We start from the raw sequence: 18807 nt of genomic DNA, 5'->3' as shown, positions 1-18807 counted from the left end.
GAAGTCGTTTTCCAACATTCCGAGAGGTTGTTCGTGTCGGCCAGCACATCCCGTACGCTCCCGCCGGAGATCGCCGAGTCCGTCTCTGTCATGGCGCTCATTGAGCGGGGAAAGGCTGAGGGGCAGATCGCCGGCGATGACGTGCGTCGGGCCTTCGAAGCCGACCAGATTCCGGCCACTCAGTGGAAGAACGTACTGCGCAGCCTCAACCAGATCCTCGAGGAAGAGGGTGTGACGCTGATGGTCAGTGCCGCAGAGCCCAAGCGCACCCGCAAGAGCGTCGCAGCGAAGAGTCCGGCCAAGCGCACGGCCACCAAGACGGTCGCGGCGAAGACGGTGGCGGCCGGCAAGGCCACCGCCTCCACGGCTGCCCCCGCCGCGCCTGCCGTCGACGATCCGGCCGAGGAAACAGCGCCTGCGAAGAAGGCCGCTGCCAAGAAGACGACCGCCAAGAAGGCGGCCGCCAAGAAGACCGTCGCCAAGAAGGCGGCGCCCGTGAAGAAGACCGCCGCCAAGAAGGACGACGCCGAGCTCATCGAGGAGGAGGTGCTCGAGGAGGCCAAGGGCGGCGCGGAGGAGCCCGAGGGTGCCGAGAGCGCCGGCTTCGTGCTGTCCGACGAGGACGAGGACGACGCTCCCGCCCAGCAGGTCGCCGCAGCCGGTGCCACCGCCGACCCGGTCAAGGACTACCTCAAGCAGATCGGAAAGGTCCCCCTGCTCAACGCCGAGCAGGAGGTCGAGCTGGCCAAGCGCATCGAGGCGGGTCTCTTCGCCGAGGACAAGCTCGCCAACTCCGACAAGCTCGCGCCCAAGCTCAAGCGCGAGCTGGAGATCATCGCCGAGGACGGCCGCCGCGCCAAGAACCACCTCCTGGAGGCCAACCTCCGTCTGGTGGTCTCCCTGGCCAAGCGCTACACCGGCCGCGGCATGCTCTTCCTGGACCTCATCCAGGAGGGCAACCTCGGTCTGATCCGCGCGGTCGAGAAGTTCGACTACACCAAGGGCTACAAGTTCTCCACGTACGCCACCTGGTGGATCCGTCAGGCGATCACCCGCGCCATGGCCGACCAGGCCCGCACCATCCGTATCCCGGTGCACATGGTCGAGGTCATCAACAAGCTCGCGCGCGTGCAGCGCCAGATGCTCCAGGACCTGGGCCGCGAGCCCACCCCGGAGGAGCTGGCCAAGGAGCTCGACATGACCCCGGAGAAGGTCATCGAGGTCCAGAAGTACGGCCGCGAGCCCATCTCCCTGCACACCCCGCTGGGCGAGGACGGCGACAGCGAGTTCGGTGACCTCATCGAGGACTCCGAGGCCGTGGTCCCGGCTGACGCGGTCAGCTTCACGCTCCTGCAGGAGCAGCTGCACTCCGTCCTCGACACCCTGTCGGAGCGCGAGGCGGGCGTCGTCTCGATGCGCTTCGGTCTCACCGACGGTCAGCCGAAGACCCTCGACGAGATCGGCAAGGTGTACGGCGTCACGCGTGAGCGCATCCGCCAGATCGAGTCCAAGACCATGTCGAAGCTCCGCCACCCGTCGCGTTCGCAGGTGCTGCGGGACTACCTCGACTAGGTCGCGGTAGTACGACGTCGAAGGCCCGGCACCCCTCGGGGTGCCGGGCCTTCGACGTGGGGCGGAGCGGGTGCGGCGCTCCGTCTGCTGGATCACTCTGGGTTTCCCATGAGCACCCCGGAGTGAGGAGTACGCATGCGTCGTCCCTTTGTCCGTGCGCTGGCCCGGCCGCTCGTTCTGGCGGCCGCCCTGTCCGCGATACCGCTGGCCTCCGTCGCCCCGGCGGCCGCAGACGGCATTGTCGTGGGCGGCTTCCCGGTCGATGCCTCCGAGAGCCCCTGGGTGGTGGCCCTGTCCAGCCATGACCGGTTCGGGGGTACGCGGTCGGGACAGTTCTGCGGCGCTGTGGCGGTCGGCCCGAAGACCGTCCTCACCGCGGCCCACTGTCTTTCCGAGGACGCGCTGGGGGCACCGCTGGAGCAGACGCGCGACCTGAAGGTCATAACGGGGCGTACGGATCTGCGCTCGGCCGAGGGCCGGGAGATCCCCATACGCGAAAGCTGGGTGAATCCGAAGTACGACAGTGAAAGCAACGCCGGGGACTTCGCCGTGCTCACCCTCGCCGAGTCGTTGCCGCGCGGCGCGGTCATGGGCATGGCCGCCGCGGGCGATCCGGCATACGAAGCCGGTACCGGCGCCATGGTCTACGGCTGGGGTGATGTCACAGGGGCCGGGGACTACGCCGCCGGACTGCGGGCCGCACGCGTGCATGTACTGCCCGACACCCTTTGCGAGGAGGCCTACCCCGGCGTGGGCGGCGGTGCGTATCTGGCCGAGGCCATGGTGTGTGCGGGGGAGAAGGTGGGCGGCCGGGATGCCTGCCAGGGGGACAGTGGGGGGCCGCTGGTCGCCCAGGGCAAGCTGATCGGGCTTGTGTCCTGGGGGAGCGGCTGCGGACGGGCCGGCAGCCCGGGCGTCTACACGCGGGTGTCCGACGTCGTCCGGAGGCTGGGCTGGAAGAGCGCCGCACAAAAGACGAAGTAGGGGCTCTGGCGGAGCCCGAGCGGGACCGCCTGGGACGAGGACGGGCGGCCGACCCTGACAGCAGGGGCGGCCGCCCGGTCACCGGCCTGTATCGGGCTGGCTCGTCGTGGACGGAGGGTCAGCGCTCTTCTTCGGTAGCGTTGCCCGGAACGGTGGTGAGGCGTTCCGTCTCGTCCTGTATCTCAGCGGCGATCTTCTTGAGTTCCGGCTCGAACTTGCGGCCGTGGTGGGCGCAGAAGAGCAGTTCTCCGCCGCTGAGCAGGACCACGCGCAGGTACGCCTGGGCGCCGCAGCGGTCGCAGCGATCAGCGGCCGTCAGCGGGCTCGCGGGGGTCAGAACAGTAGTCACGTCGCCTCTTCTCTAGCTCGACGAGCTGTCGTACCAGGGTCAACATCCAACCAGCCCGAAAACGTTCCCGCTCGCGGCTTTTCCTCGAAAAATTTTTCCGAGGCGGCTGTCTGCTGCCGGTTGGCGGCGAATGTGCCGTATTACGTGTCTATGTGTCTTACGGGTTCGCGCAGTCTGTCGGTGTCGGTCCTCCCGGCTGGCTTGCCGGTTTGTTCATGAGGACGTGCCCGGAGCCTAAATGGTTCATGCCTCGAAGGGAACGTGATGTGTGCTTCACTCCATCGAGGGATCGAACGTGTATGCGACTCTGGACTAGTCTGAGTTCGGAGCGAGGGTGGCGTTACAACGGCTCTACCAGGCCTCGGTACCCTCTGAGCGGCAACCGAAGCCGTGCCCTTACCCAGATGGGCCCCAATGAAATTCAGCGAGGAGCGAACCGCGTGACCGCCGAAACGTCCGTGCCGTCCACAGCGCTGCTGGCAGGAGCAGACCGGGACGGTTCCAACTACACCGCGCGGCACCTGCTCGTCCTGGAGGGGCTGGAGGCCGTTCGCAAGCGACCTGGCATGTACATCGGCTCCACGGACAGCCGTGGCCTGATGCACTGCCTGTGGGAGATCATCGACAACTCCGTGGACGAGGCCCTCGGCGGGTACTGCGACCACATCGAGGTGATCCTGCACGACGACGGCTCGGTGGAGGTGCGGGACAACGGCCGGGGCATCCCGGTCGACGTCGAGCCCAAGACCGGCCTCTCCGGTGTCGAGGTCGTCATGACCAAGCTGCACGCCGGCGGAAAGTTCGGCGGCGGCTCGTACGCGGCCTCCGGCGGCCTGCACGGCGTCGGCGCCTCTGTCGTGAACGCCCTGTCCGCCCGGCTGGACGTCGAGGTCGACCGCGGCGGCCACACCCACTCCATCAGCTTCCGGCGGGGCGTTCCCGGCGCCTTCGCCGCGCTGGGACCGGACGCGAAGTTCGAGCCCGAGGGCGGCCTGCGCAAGGCGAAGAAGATCCCCAAGACCCGCACCGGCACGCGCGTGCGGTACTGGGCCGACCGCCAGATCTTCCTCAAGGACGCCAAGCTCTCCCTGGAGAACCTGCATCAGCGCGCGCGCCAGACCGCGTTCCTGGTGCCCGGCCTGACGATCGTTGTCCGGGACGAGTACGGCCTCGGCGAGGGCGGCAGCAAGGGTGAGGAGTCCTTCCGTTTCGACGGCGGCATCAGCGAGTTCTGCGAGTTCCTGGCCACCGACAAGCCGGTCTGCGACATCCTCCGCCTGACCGGACACGGCACCTTCAAGGAGACCGTCCCCGTCCTCGACGAGCACGGCCAGATGACTCCCACCGAGGTCACCCGCGAGCTGGGTGTCGACGTCGCACTCCGCTGGGGGACCGGCTACGACACGACCGTCAGGTCGTTCGTCAACATCATCGCCACGCCCAAGGGCGGCACCCATGTCGCCGGCTTCGAGCAGGCCGTCACCAAGACGGTGAACGAGGTGCTGCGCGCCAAGAAGCTGCTCCGCGTCGCCGAGGACGACGTCGTCAAGGACGACGCTCTGGAGGGCCTCACTGCGGTGGTCACCGTCCGCCTCGCCGAGCCGCAGTTCGAGGGGCAGACCAAGGAGGTGCTCGGCACCTCGGCGGCCCGTCGCATCGTGAACAACGTGGTCTCCAAGGAGCTCAAGGCCTTCCTCACCGCCACCAAGCGGGACGCCGCCCAGCAGGCCCGCGTGGTGCTGGAGAAGGTCGTCGCCGCCGCGCGCACCCGCATCGCCGCCCGCCAGCACAAGGACGCGCAGCGCCGCAAGACGGCACTGGAGTCCTCGTCGCTGCCCGCCAAGCTCGCCGACTGCCGCAGTGACGACGTGGACCGAAGTGAGCTCTTCATCGTCGAGGGAGACTCCGCGCTCGGCACTGCCAAGCTCGCCCGGAACTCCGAGTTCCAGGCGCTTCTGCCGATCCGCGGCAAGATCCTCAACGTCCAGAAGTCGTCCGTCACGGACATGCTCAAGAACGCCGAGTGCGGCGCGATCATCCAGGTCATAGGAGCGGGGTCGGGCCGGACGTTCGACATCGACGCGGCCCGCTACGGCAAGATCATCATGATGACCGACGCCGATGTGGACGGCTCCCACATCCGCTGCCTGCTCCTGACGCTGTTCCAGCGCTACATGCGGCCCATGGTCGAGGCGGGCCGGGTGTTCGCCGCGGTGCCGCCGCTGCACCGGATCGAGGTCATCCAGCCCAAGAAGGGCCAGGACAAGTACGTCTACACGTACTCGGACCGTGAGCTGCGCGACAAGCTCATGGAGTTCCAGAGCAAGGGCATCCGGTACAAGGACTCGATCCAGCGCTACAAGGGTCTCGGTGAGATGGACGCCGACCAGCTGGCCGAGACGACCATGGACCCGCGCCACCGCACCCTGCGCCGGATCAACCTCTCCGACCTGGAGGCCGCGGAGCAGGTGTTCGACCTGCTGATGGGCAACGACGTCGCCCCGCGCAAGGAGTTCATCTCCAACTCGGCGGCGACGCTGGACCGGTCGCGTATCGACGCGTGACCGGTGCGCTGGACCAGAGCCGGGGGCGGGTGACTGTCGTCCTCGGCTCCAGCAGCGGATTCGGTCACCTGATGGGGTGAAGGGCAGAGAGAAGAAGAGTCAGGGATCTTCCCGGTCTGTCCATGCTTGGGCATGCACGCAAGCAACGATCGTTCCTGCGAAGGCGGGGCCGGTCACGAGAGTCCGTTCGAGAAGACCGAGGATCGCTACCTGTACGGCGATCCCTGGTACGACGCCCTGGCCTCCGGCTGGGGCGAGTCGGGTGGCGCGGCGGAGCTGGTGACGCCCGTTCCGGCGGCGCGTACGGGAGGGCCCGAGCCCTCGGACGGGGCGGTGGCCGCGGGCCAGGTCTACCTCGAGGTGCAGCGCAGCGCTGCCTTTCAGGAGGTGCGCAGCCGGTACCGGAGGTTCGTGGTGCCGGCGGTGGCCGGCTTCTTCGTCTGGTACGTGGCGTACGTCGTCGCGGCGACGACGGCTCCGGGGCTGATGGCCCGTCCCGTGGTGGGCGCGGTGAACGTGGCGATGCTGGCCGGGCTCGGGCAGTTCCTCAGCACCTTCCTGCTGACCTGGGCGTACGCCCGGCATGCACGCCTGCGCAGGGATCGGGCCGCGCTCGAACTGCGCTGGGAGACCCAGGAACTGGCCCGCAGCGTGCGAGGCGGTGCGGCGTGACGGGAAATCATCAGACGCTGGCGCTGCTGCTGTTCAGCGGGTTCGTCGCCATCACGTTGGGGATCACGGCCTGGGTGAGCCGCAACCGGCGTGGTTCGGCGGAGGAGTTCTATGCGGGCGGACGTCTCTTCTCGCCCATGGAGAACGGTTTTGCCATCGCCGGCGACTACATGTCGGCCGCCTCCTTCCTGGGCATCGCCGGGCTCATTGCGCTCTTCGGCTACGACGGGCTGCTGTACGCGGTGGGCTTCCTGGTGGCGTGGCTCGTGGTGCTGTTCCTGGTCGCCGAGCTGGTGCGCAACTGCGGCAGGTTCACCCTGGCCGACGTCGTCGCCGCGCGGATGCGGGAGCGGCCGGTGCGGATCGCGGCGGGAACTTCCTCCGTCACCGTGTCCGTTCTGTATCTGGTGGCGCAGATGGTGGGTGCGGGCAGCCTGGTCGCGCTGCTGCTGGGCAGGACGAGCGAGGCGGCGCAGTCCTGGACTGTCATCGGTGTCGGGGCGCTCATGGTCATCTATGTGTCGTTGGGAGGGATGCGGGCCACCACGTGGATTCAGATCGTGAAGGCGGTCCTGCTGATGGGCGGCGCGATCGCCCTGACCGTGCTCGTCCTGGTGCGGTTCCACGGTGACTTCGACCACCTGTTGCGCTCCGCGGCGGAGCGCAGCGGTCACGGGGACGCGTTCCTGGCGCCGGGGCTGACGTACGGCGGGGACTGGACCGCCCGTTTCGACTTCATCAGCCTCGGTCTCGCCCTGGTGCTGGGCACGGCCGGGCTGCCGCACATTCTGTCCCGGTTCTACACCGTGCCCACCGCGCGGGCGGCGCGGCGTTCGGTCGTGTGGGCGATCGGGCTCATCGGCGGCTTCTACCTGATGACGATCGTCCTCGGTTTTGGTGCGGCGGCGATCGTGGGACCTGGGGCGGTACGAAGCTCGAACGCGGCCGGCAACACGGCGGTTCCGCTGCTGGCACTCGACCTGGGCGGCGGCGCGGATTCCACCGGAGGAACGGTTCTCTTCGCGATCGTCGCCGCCGTCGCCTTCGCCACCATCCTCGCGGTGGTCGCCGGAGTCACGCTCGCCTCCTCGGCGTCCGTGGCCCATGACCTGTACGCGTCACTGCGCCGTCGGAAGGCCGAGCAGCGCAGCGAGGTGAGCGTCGCACGGGCGGCCGCGGTGGGTATCGGCGTGGTCGCGATCGCGCTCGGCATCCTCGCTCGCGACCTCAACGTCGCCTTCCTTGTGGGGCTCGCCTTCGCCGTCGCCGCGTCCGCGAATCTGCCGGTGCTGCTCTACTCACTGTTCTGGCGTGGCTTCACCACCCGAGGCGCGGTGTGGGCCGTATACGGCGGGCTCGTCCCGGCCGTGGCACTCGTGCTGCTGTCACCGGTCGTGTCCGGCAGCCCCGAATCGCTGTTCCCGGCCCTGAACTTCCAGTACTTCCCGCTGCAGAACCCGGGCCTCGTCTCGATCCCCCTGGGCTTCCTCGCGGGCTGGCTCGGCACGGTCACCTCGGCGGAGGCACCGGACGAGGCCAAGCACGCGGAGACCCAGGTGCGGTCCCTGACCGGGGCGGGTGCCGTCTAGGAACCGGAGCCCCTCCCGACCGTGTCCTCAGGTGCGGGTCGCCCACACGTAACGGTGCTCCGGGCGGCCCGCGTCGCCGTACTTGAGGGTCAGCGTGGCCCGTCCCGTGCGTTCCAGGAGCTTCAGATAGCGCTGAGCGGTCTGACGGCTCACCCCGGTCCGTTCGGCGATCTCCTGGGCCGACAGCGGGCCCTCGGCGTTCATCAGGGACTGCCGTACGAGCTCGGCGGTGGTGGGGGAGTGCCCTTTGGGCAGATCCGGCTCCGACGGCGCGGACAGCGCGCCGAAGATGCGGTCCACCTCGGCCTGTTCCGCCTCACCACCGCTGTCGAGGGTCCTGCGCAGCTCCGCGTACGCCTCCAGCTTGGCGCGCAGCCCTGCGAAGGCGAACGGCTTCACCAGGTACTGCAGCGCGCCCTGCCGCATCGCCGCCTGGACCGTCGAGATGTCGCGAGCCGCCGTGACCATGATCACATCCGTCTGGTGGCCGCGTCGGCGCATCTCCTGCACGACCGCGAGACCCGTCTCGTCGGGCAGGTAGTGGTCCATGAGAACCAGGTCCACCTGAGGCAGCGCCTCCAGCTGACGCAACGCCTCCGCCGCGCTGTGCGCCTCCCCGGCGACACGAAAGCCCTGCACCTTCTCGACGTACGCGGCGTTCACCCGCGCGACCCTGGTGTCGTCGTCCACGACCAGGACCTCGATCATCGCGACTCCTCCTCGGCGGCGGCCGGTTGACCTGATGGCACGGTGAGGGACGGTTCCGGGTCCGGTTCGGCCAGCGCCTCGGGCAGGACGACAATGAACTCGGCGCCGCCGCCCACCGCCTCGCCCACGGTGGCCGACCCGCCGTGGCGCTCCGCCAGCCTGCGGACCACGGCGAGCCCGATGCCCCGCTCCCGGTGCGCCGGCGGCCGCTTCGTGGACCACCCTTCGGTGAAGATCAACTCTCGCAGCTCCGGCGGAACTCCGGGCCCCGTGTCCCGCACCGTGAGCACCGCGGTACGCCCTTCGGCGTGCAATTCGACCTCCACGCGCGCGTGCGGCGTGCCCGCGACGGCGTCGAGCGCATTGTCCACCAGGTTGCCGACGATCGTGACGAGCCCCCTGGCGTCGATCACCCGGTCCGGGAGCCGGCTGCGGCCCGAGATGCTCAGCGCGACGCCCCGCTCGGCGGCGACGGTCGCCTTGCCGACCAGCAGGGCGGCCAGCAGCGGGTCCTTGATCTTCTCGGTGATCTGTTCCGCAGTGTCCCGGTGGGCGCCGACGACCTCTCCGGCGAACTCCACGGCGTCGTCGTACATCTCCAGTTCGAGCAGCCCCAGGAGGGTGTGCATACGGTTGGCGTACTCGTGGTCCTGGGCGCGCAGGGCGTCGATCAGGCCGCGCGTGGAGTCCAGCTCCCGGCCGAGCTCCTCCAGCTCGGTGCGGTCGCGCAGGGTGGCCACGGCGCCGCCGTCGCCGGTGGGCATGCGATTGGCCACCAGGACACGCGGGCCGCGCACGGTGAGCAGGTCGGTGCCCGTGACCCGGCCGGCCAGCACGTCGGCCGTACGGCCCTCGCCGAGCGCCTCGTCGGGGGAGTGGCCCACGGCCTGGTTCCCGATCCCCAGCAGGCGCTGCGCCTCGTCGTTCAGCAGGCGGATGCGGCCGGTGCGGTCCAGCGCGACGACACCCTCCCGGATGCCGTGCAGCATCGCCTCGCGCTCCGCCAGCAGGCCCGCGATGTCCGAGAAGGCCAGGTCCCGGGTCTGCCGCTGGACCCGCCGGGAGATGAGCCAGGCGGCCAGCGCACCGACGGCCAGGGCACCGCCGGCGTACGCCAGCAGCTCGGGGATCGCGTGGATGAGCCGGGCGCGGACACTGTCGTAGGCGATACCGACCGAGACGGCTCCGACGATGTCCCCGTCGCCGTCGCGCAACGGCACCTTCCCCCGCGCGGAACGGCCCAGGGTGCCCTCGTCGATCTCCATGACCTCCTGGCCGGCCAGCGCCTCGCTGGGGTCCGTCGAGACGTGCCTGCCGATCTCCGCGGGCTCGGTGTGCGACCAGCGCACGCCCCGCCGGTCCATCACCACCACGTACTCGGCCTTGGTGGCCTTCCGGATCCGTTCCGCCTCCCGCTGGACCGGCCCGTCGGCCGTCGCGGGCGTCCGCTGCAGCTCCTCGGCGAGCTGCGGCTGGGCCGCGGTGGTCTGCGCGATTGCGAGCGCTCGCCGCATGGCCTGGTCGTCCAGCTGGTCACTCAGCGGTGCGAGGAACAGTCCGGTGGCGAGCACCGCGACTCCCGCGGCGATCGCCACCTGCATCAGCAGCACCTGCGAGAACACCCGGCGTGGCAGGCCGAGGCGCAGGCGGCGCATGGGGTGAGTCCGGCTCATACCCATGACGGTACGTGGGGGAACGGTTCTGCCGTAGAGGGGAGGTGCGGACCTCGCGTCCGGGCCGGCCCGGGCCGGCCCGGACGCGAGGTCAGCCGGCGAGCGCCGTCGGTTTCAGTTCGCGCACGGCCACCACGTCCATCCGCGCCGGGGCACCGAGGACCGAGGTTCCGCAGCTCTCCGGGCGGGGCGGCAGGGACGCGCCCTGGGCCACCACGACCCGCCAGTGGCGTCCGTCGGCATGCGCCACGGTCACCTCCCAGCGAGGCGCCGCACCGTCCGTCCGTACCGCGTTCGCGGTCCGTACGACGCTCAGCGCGTCCGCCGCAAACTCGTGCACCGCCGTACGCACGGCCAGCTCGGCAGCCTGACCGGGCCGTTCCCAGGCCGAGCTCCCGCGGCACCCCTCCAGGACGATCCGGCCCTCCTGGACCCCGTGCAGGACCTTCTTGACGGTGTGGGCCTCGGCGCGGCCGTATGCGTAGCCGTACGGCAGGACGAGCACGGTCGGCGAGAAGCGATGACCGCCCAGATGAGTGACCTCCCAGATGCCCCCCACCCCGGAGGCGGCGAGCTCGGTCGCGAGGGGACGGCCGAGGAGGGCGCAGCAGCGGTCGCGCTTGCCGTTGGTGCAGACGAGCGCGAGCGGACCGCCGGTGTGCGGACGGCCTTGAAGCGCCGTGTCGAAGGTGCGGTGGTCACCCGAACCGAGCGCGGCGAAGTCGAGGTCGAGCAACCGCTCCGGGTCGGCGGTCGTGGCCGTGTGCAGCCACGCGTTGCCCGGTGTGGTGTGGGCCGCGTACAGCCGGCGCACCGCGGGCGTGCCGCAGTCGGCGTGGCGCCCGGGACGGCGGATGAGCGCGATCCGTACGCCCGTGCCCTTGGCGGCCGCCTCCAGGGCTCGGCCCAGTGCGGGGTCCAAGTGACTCGAAGTGAGCGCCCTGGCGCCCCACGGACCCGGCTGCTCCAGCAGGAGCCAGGTCCTTGCTGTGGCCGCGGTTCCGGAAATGGGCTCGTCGAAGTCCCGCGAGACGGTCGCGCACGTACTCACAGAGGTGAGCCTAACCTGACTTCGTTCAGGGTGACTTCCGGCCCCGTCCGTGTCCTACTCAGGCAGGGGCTGCGGCGGCTTTGCGCCCACGTAGTGCCCGCTGGGGCGCATCCGCAACGGCCGCTCCCGGTACTCCTCCAGCGCGTGGGCGATCCAGCCCGCCGTACGGGCCACTGCGAAGATCGTCTCCCCGGCCGTGGCCGGCATCGCGCAGGACGTGGTGAGCACGGCCAGTGCCAGGTCGACGTTGGCGTGCAGCGGGGTGTGACGGGCGGCGGTGGCCGCCACGTCCCGGGCGGCGGCCAGGGCGGGCGCTGCCTGGGGGATGTCCTCCAGGAGGCGGAACAGGGCACGCGCGCGTGGATCCTCGCCGGTATAGAGCCGGTGCCCGAGCCCCGGGATGCGGCGGCCGGCCCGGAGCTCCTCCGCGACCACGGGCGCCGCGTCGCCCTGGTCGAGAACGTCGAGCAGCATCCGATGGGCGAGCCCGCTGGCCGCCCCGTGCAGGGGGCCCTCGATCACGCCGAGCCCGGCGGAGACGGCGGCGTAGGCGTGTGCGCGGGCCGACGCCGCCACGCGCACCGCGAGCGTCGATGCGGCCAGGTCGTGGTCGACGAGCAGGCCGAGAGCGGTGTCCAGGGCGCGCAGCGACGCCTCGTCGGGGTCCCGCCCGCTGAGCCGCGCCCACAGACGGTGCGCCAGCGGGCCCTCGTCGCGGGGGGCGCGCCGCACGGGCGGGAGTGCGGCGACGACGGTGGGGATCAGCACGCGTGCCGTACCCAGCACGGCTTCCTCGGAGAGGTCGAAGCGCAGGGGGTCCGCGGTTGCCGCGGCGATCACGGCGACGCGCAGCCGGTCGGTGGCGCCGGTGTGTTCGGGCAGGGCGTCGACGGCGCGGCGGGCGACGGAGACGGCTGCCTCGGGTGCGTCGAAAGTGACGCCCGGGTGCAGGTGTCCGGTCCACAGCCACTCGACGATCTCCTCGTAGGAGTGGCGCGTGGCGAGCTCGGTCGCGTCGACACCCCGGAAGTAGTACCGGTCCTTGTCGATGAGCGTGATGCGGGTGCGTACGGCCAGGTCGGTGCCGGTGCCCGAATTCCCTCCGGTCTCCCGCCTGTTGCGCCGAGCGAGCGCCTCCACCTCGGCGGCGTCGAACGTGCTGCCCCGGCCGCCGGGCACGCGTTCGCTGCTGAGCTGACCGCGGCTCACGTAGGCGTACACGGTCTCGGGCTTCACGCCGAGCAGTTCGGCGGCCTCCTTGGTGCTCAGCCGCTGTTCCCGCCGGACGGGGCCCGGTTCTTGATCGCGCATTGGGTCACCGTATCTGCCTGGACGACACATTGATTGAGTCAATATTGACAGTGATTAGTCAAGCATGGACAGTCAAATCAAGTTCAGGGAGGAAAACATGTCCGTCAACAGGTCCGCAGCCACCTCTGTCGACGTACCGCGGGGACTCGCGGGTGTCGTCGTGACCGACACCCGGGTCGGTGACGTACGGGGTCTCGAGGGCTTCTACCACTACCGCCAGTACTCCGCCGTCGAACTCGCGCAATCCCGCGCGTTCGAGGACGTCTGGCATCTCCTGGTCCACGGCGAGCTGCCGGACGGTGAACGAGGTGCCGCCTTCGCTGCCGAGACGGCGGCGCTGCGGCGGTTGCCCGACGAGGTGTCGGCGGCGCTGCCCGCCATCGCGGCGGCCGGCGGACGTTCCGGCCCGCTCGCCGGGCTGCGTACGGCGCTGTCCCTGCTGGGCGCGGCACAGGACTTCCGACCCGTGTACGACATCGACGCGGACCGGCGCCGCGCGGACACCGTCGTGGCGGCCGCGGCCGTACCGACCGTACTCGCGGCGTTGCACCGGCTGGGGAAGGGACTTGAGCCGGTGCCACCGCGCGAGGATCTGCCGTATGCGGCGAACTACCTCTACATGTTGACGGGCTCGGAGCCGGACCCGCAGCAGGCGCGGGCGATCGAGCAATACCTGATCTCAACCATTGATCACGGATTCAATGCATCAACCTTCACCGCCAGGGTCATCACGTCCACCGGCGCCGACGTCGCGGCGTGTCTCGTGGGGGCGGTGGGAGCACTGTCCGGCCCGCTGCACGGGGGTGCGCCCAGTCGGGCGCTGGACACGCTGGACACGATCGGCACGGTGGACCGGATCGACCCGTGGATCCGGGAACGTGTCCTCGCCGGCGACCGCATCATGGGTTTCGGCCACCCCGTCTACCGTACGGAGGATCCTCGCTCCCGCATGTTGCGCGGCATTGCTCAGCAGTTCGGCGGTCCTCTGGTGGACTTCGCGGTGGAGGTCGAGCGCCGAGTGGAGGCGATCCTCGCCGAACTCAAGCCCGGCCGTGAACTGCACACCAACGTCGAGTTCTACGCCGGCGTGGTGATGGAGCTCTGCGGCCTGCCCCGCGAGATGTTCACACCGACCTTCGCGGCGGCGCGGGTGGTGGGCTGGAGCGCCAACATCCTGGAACAGGCGCAGGACCCGAAGATCATCCGCCCGGCGGCGCGGTATGTGGGGCCGGGGGCGCCGGTCAAGGTGCCGGAGGCGGCCTGACGAACGCGTGCGGCCTGGTGTCGTTCCGACGCCAGGCCTCATCGGTGGGGGATCGAGCAGGCGCGGGATGCCGGCCTGCTCGCCCGACGGGCTCCGGTTCGCTCAACGGTTGCGGGCGGCCGGGGCGATGGACGGCACGAGTCTGGGGTGGACGCGATCTCGTGCGGTGATGTCAGGCGTCGGGGATGTCTGCCTTGGCGCGGATCAGGGTCTCCCGGCTCACGATCACGATGCGCTCGTAGTCCGCGCGGGAGGCGTCGGCAGGCAGTTCACGCTCCAGCGCCTCGGTGGCCTCCGTGCCGATGACGGCGAAATTGCCGTCGCTCAGCTCGAAGAGGTCGGGGCAGTTGGCTCCCGAGGTACTGCCACGGGCGCTCGGAGGCACACCGATGCGGCGCACGATCTTCAAGGGGTACCGGTCCTTACGGAGGTTCGGGCATTGTATAGCGCTGCATTCTGACAGGTGCGGCTGCCTCAAGAGGCCCAAACTCGCTCAGCAGGGTCGTGGTGTCCCAAGAGTTGACCCGTGTGACATACGGCAGCGTGGTGATCACGCTCCCGTGACATCGGCCGTGCGTGCGATCAAGCGGATCACACGCTGCCCGGTCATCAGGTCGATGGTGGGTTGCCCACCACCCACCACTCGTCGGTGTCGGCTTCGTCGAGGTCTCTGATGAGACCGTCGACCATCAGCCCGATCCTCGCCTCGTCGGACGACTGCTTCAGCGTCGCGCGCTGGGCCCTCGAGGCCTCCCAGTACTCCCGGAGGAGGGGACTCTGGAAGATCTCGCGCAGGCGTCCGAACAGCTCCTCCTGGTCCAGGATTCCTGCTTCGTAGAGGTGGTAGAGGTTGACGTACCAGGCGTTCGCGTAAAAGAACTGGCGTCGCTTCTCCGCCGGGATGCTCTTGTCATAGGTGTCGATCACCGCGGCCAGCGAGGGATCGTCGATCGCCTTGGACAGCAGTTCCCAGTGCATGCGCTGCTGATGAGCGATCGTCGTGCGGCGGGACGCGAGTTCTTCCAGTTCCAGTCGCTTCACTTGCAGGCGGGCCTCCTCAAGACGCCGCTGGCGGGCAACCAGCGTCACCGTGGCGGTCGCGAGCATCAGACCGGCTGCGGCGGAGGCCAGCCTCCCCGCGGTGTTCTTCCGTGTGGTCATGTCAACCCCCGAATCAGGCGGCCGTCCGCCGGTCGTCGGGGTGCGGGTCGACTGGAGGGGACCGGCGAGCGGTGGGCGGCGCTTGCCGTCTCCCAGAGTGCCGAGCGGCTCTGATCGGCGGGGAGGCGGAGAGGAGGCGCACGGAAGGAAGCGAGGGTCGCACGAACCGGCGCCTTGCCGAACGTCTGCCCCGCAAGTGCTGCTAACAATCGTTCACTTCGCGGGGATTCTTCGTGCTCGTATCCTGGGGCGGCATTCAATCCTCGGAGGGTGCGCCGGACCGCGGACCGGTGCACGCACAGGCGTGAGAGAGGTCGCACGGTGGGGCAGAGCCCGAGCCCGCAGCAGATCCCGGTCGTCGTACTCGCCGGATTCCTGGGCTCCGGGAAGACGACGCTCCTCAACCATCTTCTCCACCGCAGCGGCGGCAGCCGTATCGGCGCGATCGTGAACGACTTCGGGGCCATCGAGATCGACGCGATGGCCGTGGCCGGCGCCCTCGGAGACTCCACCGTCTCCCTCGGCAACGGGTGCCTCTGCTGCGCCGTCGACGCCAGTGAGCTGGACGGCTACCTCGAACGGCTGGCGCGGCCCGGCGCCGGTATCGACGTCATCGTCATCGAGGCCAGCGGGCTCGCCGAGCCACAGGAGCTGGTGCGCATGGTGCTGGCCGGCGAGAATCCCCGCGTGGTCTACGGCGGCCTCGTCGAGGTCGTGGACGCCGCCGAGTTCGACGACACCCGCGCCAAGCACCCCGAGATCGACCGGCACCTCGGCCTGGCCGACCTCGTCGTGGTCAACAAGATCGACAGGACGCCCGACGCCGGACACGCCCTCGCCCTCGTCCGCTCCCTCACCGACGGTGCCGCCGTCGTCCCCGCGACGTACGGCCGCATCGATCCGGAGTTCCTCTTCGACTGCCGACCGTCGCAGGAGCGCATCGGGCAGCTGTCCTTCGACGACCTGCACGACCACGATCACGAGGGCGAGCACGGCGACCATCTGCACACCGCCTACGACAGCCTGTCCTTCGTCTCCGATGTGCCGCTGAACCCGCGCAGGTGGATGGAGTTCCTCGACAGCCGGCCCGAGGGGCTGTACCGGATCAAGGGGTACGTCGACTTCGGCGCCCACGACCCCCGCAACCGCTACCTCGTGCACGCCGTCGGCCGGTTCCTGCGCTTCTACCCCGAGCCCTGGGCCATCGGCGCGGATCGTGTCACCCAGCTCGTCCTCATCGGCTCCGACATCGACGCCCCCACCCTCGGCAAGAAACTTCAGGCATGCAAGAGCGACGCCCCACACGCCGACGAGCAAGACATGTGGGGCGTCCTGCGCTACGTCCAGGACTCCGAGGAACCGGATTCCGAGGATCCGTCCGAACCGTCGTCCTAAACCGGCCCCGCCACCGACGCCACCGGCTTCGCCAGCGACACGCCCGAGCCGTCGCGGCGCGGGTCGAGCTCGGGGAGGTCGGTCGGCGAGCCGTTCTTCTGCGCGGCCCGCGCCGGGGTGGTGCCCGCCCAGGCGAAGGACAGGCAGTCCTCGCCCTTCAGGAACCGCTGGCAGCGCACGCCGCCGGTGGCGCGGCCCTTGCGCGGGTACTGGTCGAACGGGGTCAGCTTTGCGGTCGTCTGGACGGAGTCGTCCAGCGTGCCGCGCGAGCCCGCGACGGTGAAGACGACCGCCTCCGCCGCCGGGTCGACCGCGGTGAAGGAGATGACCTTGGCGCCGTCCGTCAGCTTGATGCCCGCCATACCGCCTGCCGGGCGGCCCTGGGGGCGGACCTGCGAGGCCTGGAAGCGCAGCAGCTGCGCGTCGTCCGTGATGAAGATCAGGTCCTCCTCGCCGGTGCGCAGCTCGACAGCGCCGACGATCCGGTCGCCCTCCTTGAGGGTGATGACCTCCAGCTCGTCCTTGTTGGCCGGGTAGTCGGGGACCACACGCTTGACGACGCCCTGTTCCGTGCCGAGTGCCAGGCCGGGGGAGGACTCGTCGAGCGTGGTCAGACAGACGACCGTCTCGTCGTCCTCCAGGGAGACGAACTCGGCGAGCGGCGCGCCTCCGGAGAGGTTCGGGGCCGTCGCCGTGTCCGGGAGCTGCGGAAGGTCGACGACGTTGATCCGGAGCAGGCGGCCGGCCGAGGTGACCGCACCGACCTCGCCGCGGGCCGTGGCCGGCACCGCCGAGACGATCACGTCGTGCTTGGTACGCCGGGCGTCGGCGTCCTCCGTGAACGGCTCGCCGTTCGCCGTACGGGCCAGCAGGCTCGTCGAGGACAGCAGCACCCGGCACGGGTCGTCCGCCACCTGGAGCGGTACGGCGGCGGCCGAGGCCGCCGCGGACTCCAGCAGGACCGTACGCCGCTCGGTGCCGAACTTCTTGGCCACCGCGGCCAGTTCGGAGGAGACCAGCTTGCGCAGCTCCGCGTCCGACTCGAGGATCCGGGTCAACTCCGCGATCTCCGCGGTGAGCCGGTCCTTCTCGGCGTCCAGCTCGATGCGGTCGTACTTGGTGAGGCGGCGCAGCGGTGTGTCCAGGATGTACTGGGTCTGGATCTCGCTCAGCGCGAAGCGCTCCACCAGGCGTTCCTTCGCCTGCGCGGAGTTCTCGCTGGAGCGGATCAGGCGGATCACCTCGTCGATGTCCACCAGCGCTGTGAGCAGGCCCTCGACCAGATGCAGCCGGTCGCGCTTCTTGCCGCGGCGGAACTCCGAGCGGCGGCGCACGACCTCGAAGCGGTGGTCGAGATAAACCTCCAGGAGCTCCTTCAGGCCCAGCGTGAGGGGCTGGCCGTCCACCAGCGCGACGTTGTTGATGCCGAAGGACTCCTCCATGGGCGTCAGCTTGTAGAGCTGCTCCAGGACCGCCTCCGGCACGAAACCGTTCTTGATCTCGATCACCAGGCGCAGGCCGTGCTCACGGTCGGTGAGGTCCTTGACGTCGGCGATGCCCTGGAGCTTCTTCGAGCCGACCAGGTCCTTGATCTTCGCGATCACCTTCTCCGGGCCGACGGCGAAGGGCAGCTCGGTGACGACGAGGCCCTTGCGGCGCGCCGTCACGTCCTCCACGGACACTGTCGCCCGCATCTTGAAGGTGCCGCGGCCCGTCTCGTAGGCGTCGCGGATCCCGGACAGGCCGACGATCCGGCCTCCGGTGGGCAGGTCGGGGCCCGGGACGTGGCGCATCAGGGCGTCGAGATCGGCGTTCGGGTGCCTGATCAAGTGGCGGGCGGCCGCGACGACCTCGCGCAGGTTGTGCGGCGGCATGTTGGTCGCCATACCGACCGCGATGCCCGAGGAGCCGTTGACCAGCAGGTTCGGGAAGGCGGCGGGCAGGGCCACCGGCTCCTGCTCCTGACCGTCGTAGTTGGGGGTGAAGTCGACGGTGTCCTCGTCGATCGACTCCGTCATCAGGCTTGTCGCCTCGGCCATGCGGCACTCGGTGTACCGCATCGCGGCCGGCGGGTCGTCGTTGCCCAGCGAGCCGAAGTTGCCGTGGCCGTCGACCAGCGGCACACGCATGGAGAAGGGCTGGGCCATGCGCACCAGGGCGTCGTAGATGGAGGCGTCGCCGTGGGGGTGCAACTTACCCATGACCTCGCCGACGACGCGGGCGCACTTCACATAGCCGCGGTCGGGGCGTACGCCCATCTCGTTCATCTGGTAGACGATGCGGCGGTGGACGGGCTTGAGACCGTCACGGGCGTCCGGCAGGGCCCGGGAGTAGATGACCGAGTACGCGTACTCGAGGAAGGAGCCCTGCATTTCGTCCACGACGTCAATGTCGAGGATCCGCTCCTCGTACGAGTCGTCGGGCGGCGGGGTCTTCGTGCTGCGGCGGGCCATCGCTGCCGGCTCCTCCTGGTTTCTGGTCGCTCGCCTACGGGGCGCGCAGGTCGCTGTCGCG

General features: G+C 69.7%; 15 protein-coding genes. 7 read left to right on the top strand and 8 right to left on the bottom strand.

Going from position 1 to position 18807, the window contains the following annotated elements:
* Positions 1 to 33: 33 nt before the first annotated feature.
* Positions 34 to 1572, top strand: a complete 1539-nt coding sequence (locus StrepF001_RS28435) for an RNA polymerase sigma factor (protein ID WP_129801067.1) — start codon at positions 34 to 36, stop codon at positions 1570 to 1572.
* A gap of 135 nt (positions 1573 to 1707) precedes the next feature.
* On the top strand, positions 1708 to 2556 hold the full coding sequence (locus StrepF001_RS28430) for a serine protease (RefSeq protein ID WP_129801066.1): 849 nt from the start codon (positions 1708 to 1710) through the stop codon (positions 2554 to 2556).
* 118 nt (positions 2557 to 2674) lie between these two features.
* On the opposite strand, the gene StrepF001_RS28425 is transcribed toward StrepF001_RS28430, so the two are convergent.
* Positions 2675 to 2905 carry a hypothetical protein gene (locus StrepF001_RS28425; RefSeq protein ID WP_129801065.1) on the bottom strand — a complete coding sequence of 77 codons (231 nt, stop codon included), beginning with the start codon at positions 2903 to 2905 and terminating at the stop codon, positions 2675 to 2677.
* Between the two features lie 440 nt (positions 2906 to 3345).
* On the opposite strand from StrepF001_RS28425, the gene StrepF001_RS28420 reads away from it, so the two are divergent.
* The 3 genes from StrepF001_RS28420 (at position 3346) to StrepF001_RS28410 (ending at position 7730) form a co-directional block, all read left to right on the top strand.
* Positions 3346 to 5469: a DNA topoisomerase IV subunit B gene (locus tag StrepF001_RS28420; protein ID WP_129801064.1), complete on the top strand. Its 2124-nt coding sequence runs from the start codon at positions 3346 to 3348 to the stop codon at positions 5467 to 5469.
* A gap of 132 nt (positions 5470 to 5601) precedes the next feature.
* Positions 5602 to 6141: a DUF485 domain-containing protein gene (locus StrepF001_RS28415; protein WP_129801063.1), complete on the top strand. Its 540-nt coding sequence runs from the start codon at positions 5602 to 5604 to the stop codon at positions 6139 to 6141.
* Positions 6138 to 7730, top strand: a complete 1593-nt coding sequence (locus StrepF001_RS28410) for a cation acetate symporter (protein WP_129801062.1) — start codon at positions 6138 to 6140, stop codon at positions 7728 to 7730. Before StrepF001_RS28415 ends, StrepF001_RS28410 begins: the two co-directional genes overlap by 4 nt.
* Positions 7731 to 7757: 27 nt before the next feature.
* Here the strand turns inward: StrepF001_RS28410 and StrepF001_RS28405 are convergent, their stop codons facing one another.
* The 4 genes from StrepF001_RS28405 to StrepF001_RS28390 all read right to left on the bottom strand — a co-directional run bounded on the left by StrepF001_RS28405 (position 7758) and on the right by StrepF001_RS28390 (position 12473).
* Complete coding sequence (locus StrepF001_RS28405; protein WP_129801061.1) at positions 7758 to 8438, bottom strand: response regulator; 681 nt, start codon at positions 8436 to 8438, stop codon at positions 7758 to 7760.
* The gene (locus StrepF001_RS28400) at positions 8435 to 10111 is read right to left on the bottom strand and encodes a sensor histidine kinase (RefSeq protein ID WP_129801060.1); all 1677 of its coding nucleotides are present in this window, start codon (positions 10109 to 10111) and stop codon (positions 8435 to 8437) included. Before StrepF001_RS28400 ends, StrepF001_RS28405 begins: the two co-directional genes overlap by 4 nt.
* A gap of 91 nt (positions 10112 to 10202) precedes the next feature.
* The gene (locus StrepF001_RS28395) at positions 10203 to 11162 is read right to left on the bottom strand and encodes a sucrase ferredoxin (RefSeq protein WP_129801059.1); all 960 of its coding nucleotides are present in this window, start codon (positions 11160 to 11162) and stop codon (positions 10203 to 10205) included.
* 54 nt (positions 11163 to 11216) lie between these two features.
* Positions 11217 to 12473, bottom strand: coding sequence for a citrate synthase (locus StrepF001_RS28390; RefSeq protein WP_129801058.1), 1257 nt, complete (start codon positions 12471 to 12473; stop codon positions 11217 to 11219).
* 97 nt (positions 12474 to 12570) lie between these two features.
* Here StrepF001_RS28390 and StrepF001_RS28385 point away from each other — a divergent pair, with 97 nt between their 5' ends.
* Positions 12571 to 13737 (top strand): citrate synthase, encoded by a 1167-nt coding sequence (locus StrepF001_RS28385; protein WP_129801057.1) that lies wholly within the window; start codon positions 12571 to 12573, stop codon positions 13735 to 13737.
* 172 nt (positions 13738 to 13909) lie between these two features.
* Here StrepF001_RS28385 and StrepF001_RS28380 read toward each other — a convergent pair whose 3' ends face one another.
* Positions 13910 to 14146 carry a hypothetical protein gene (locus tag StrepF001_RS28380; RefSeq protein WP_129801056.1) on the bottom strand — a complete coding sequence of 79 codons (237 nt, stop codon included), beginning with the start codon at positions 14144 to 14146 and terminating at the stop codon, positions 13910 to 13912.
* Positions 14147 to 14346: 200 nt separating this feature from the next.
* A complete protein-coding gene (locus StrepF001_RS28375; protein WP_129801055.1) occupies positions 14347 to 14898 on the bottom strand; it encodes a DUF6082 family protein in 552 nt (183 codons plus the stop codon).
* 321 nt (positions 14899 to 15219) lie between these two features.
* On the opposite strand from StrepF001_RS28375, the gene StrepF001_RS28370 reads away from it, so the two are divergent.
* The gene (locus tag StrepF001_RS28370) at positions 15220 to 16293 is read left to right on the top strand and encodes a GTP-binding protein (protein ID WP_129801054.1); all 1074 of its coding nucleotides are present in this window, start codon (positions 15220 to 15222) and stop codon (positions 16291 to 16293) included.
* Here StrepF001_RS28370 and StrepF001_RS28365 read toward each other — a convergent pair.
* Complete coding sequence (locus StrepF001_RS28365) at positions 16290 to 18746, bottom strand: DNA topoisomerase IV subunit A (protein WP_129801053.1); 2457 nt, start codon at positions 18744 to 18746, stop codon at positions 16290 to 16292. The two genes, StrepF001_RS28370 and StrepF001_RS28365, sit on opposite strands and share 4 nt — an antisense overlap.
* Between the last annotated feature and the right edge of the window lie 61 nt (positions 18747 to 18807).

The organism is Streptomyces sp. F001, from assembly GCF_004187715.1.
In the GTDB taxonomy this organism is placed as follows: domain Bacteria; phylum Actinomycetota; class Actinomycetes; order Streptomycetales; family Streptomycetaceae; genus Streptomyces; species Streptomyces flavusporus.
The sequence above is the reverse complement of the archived record's forward strand: the minus strand, read 5'-3'. Positions and strand labels throughout refer to the sequence as shown.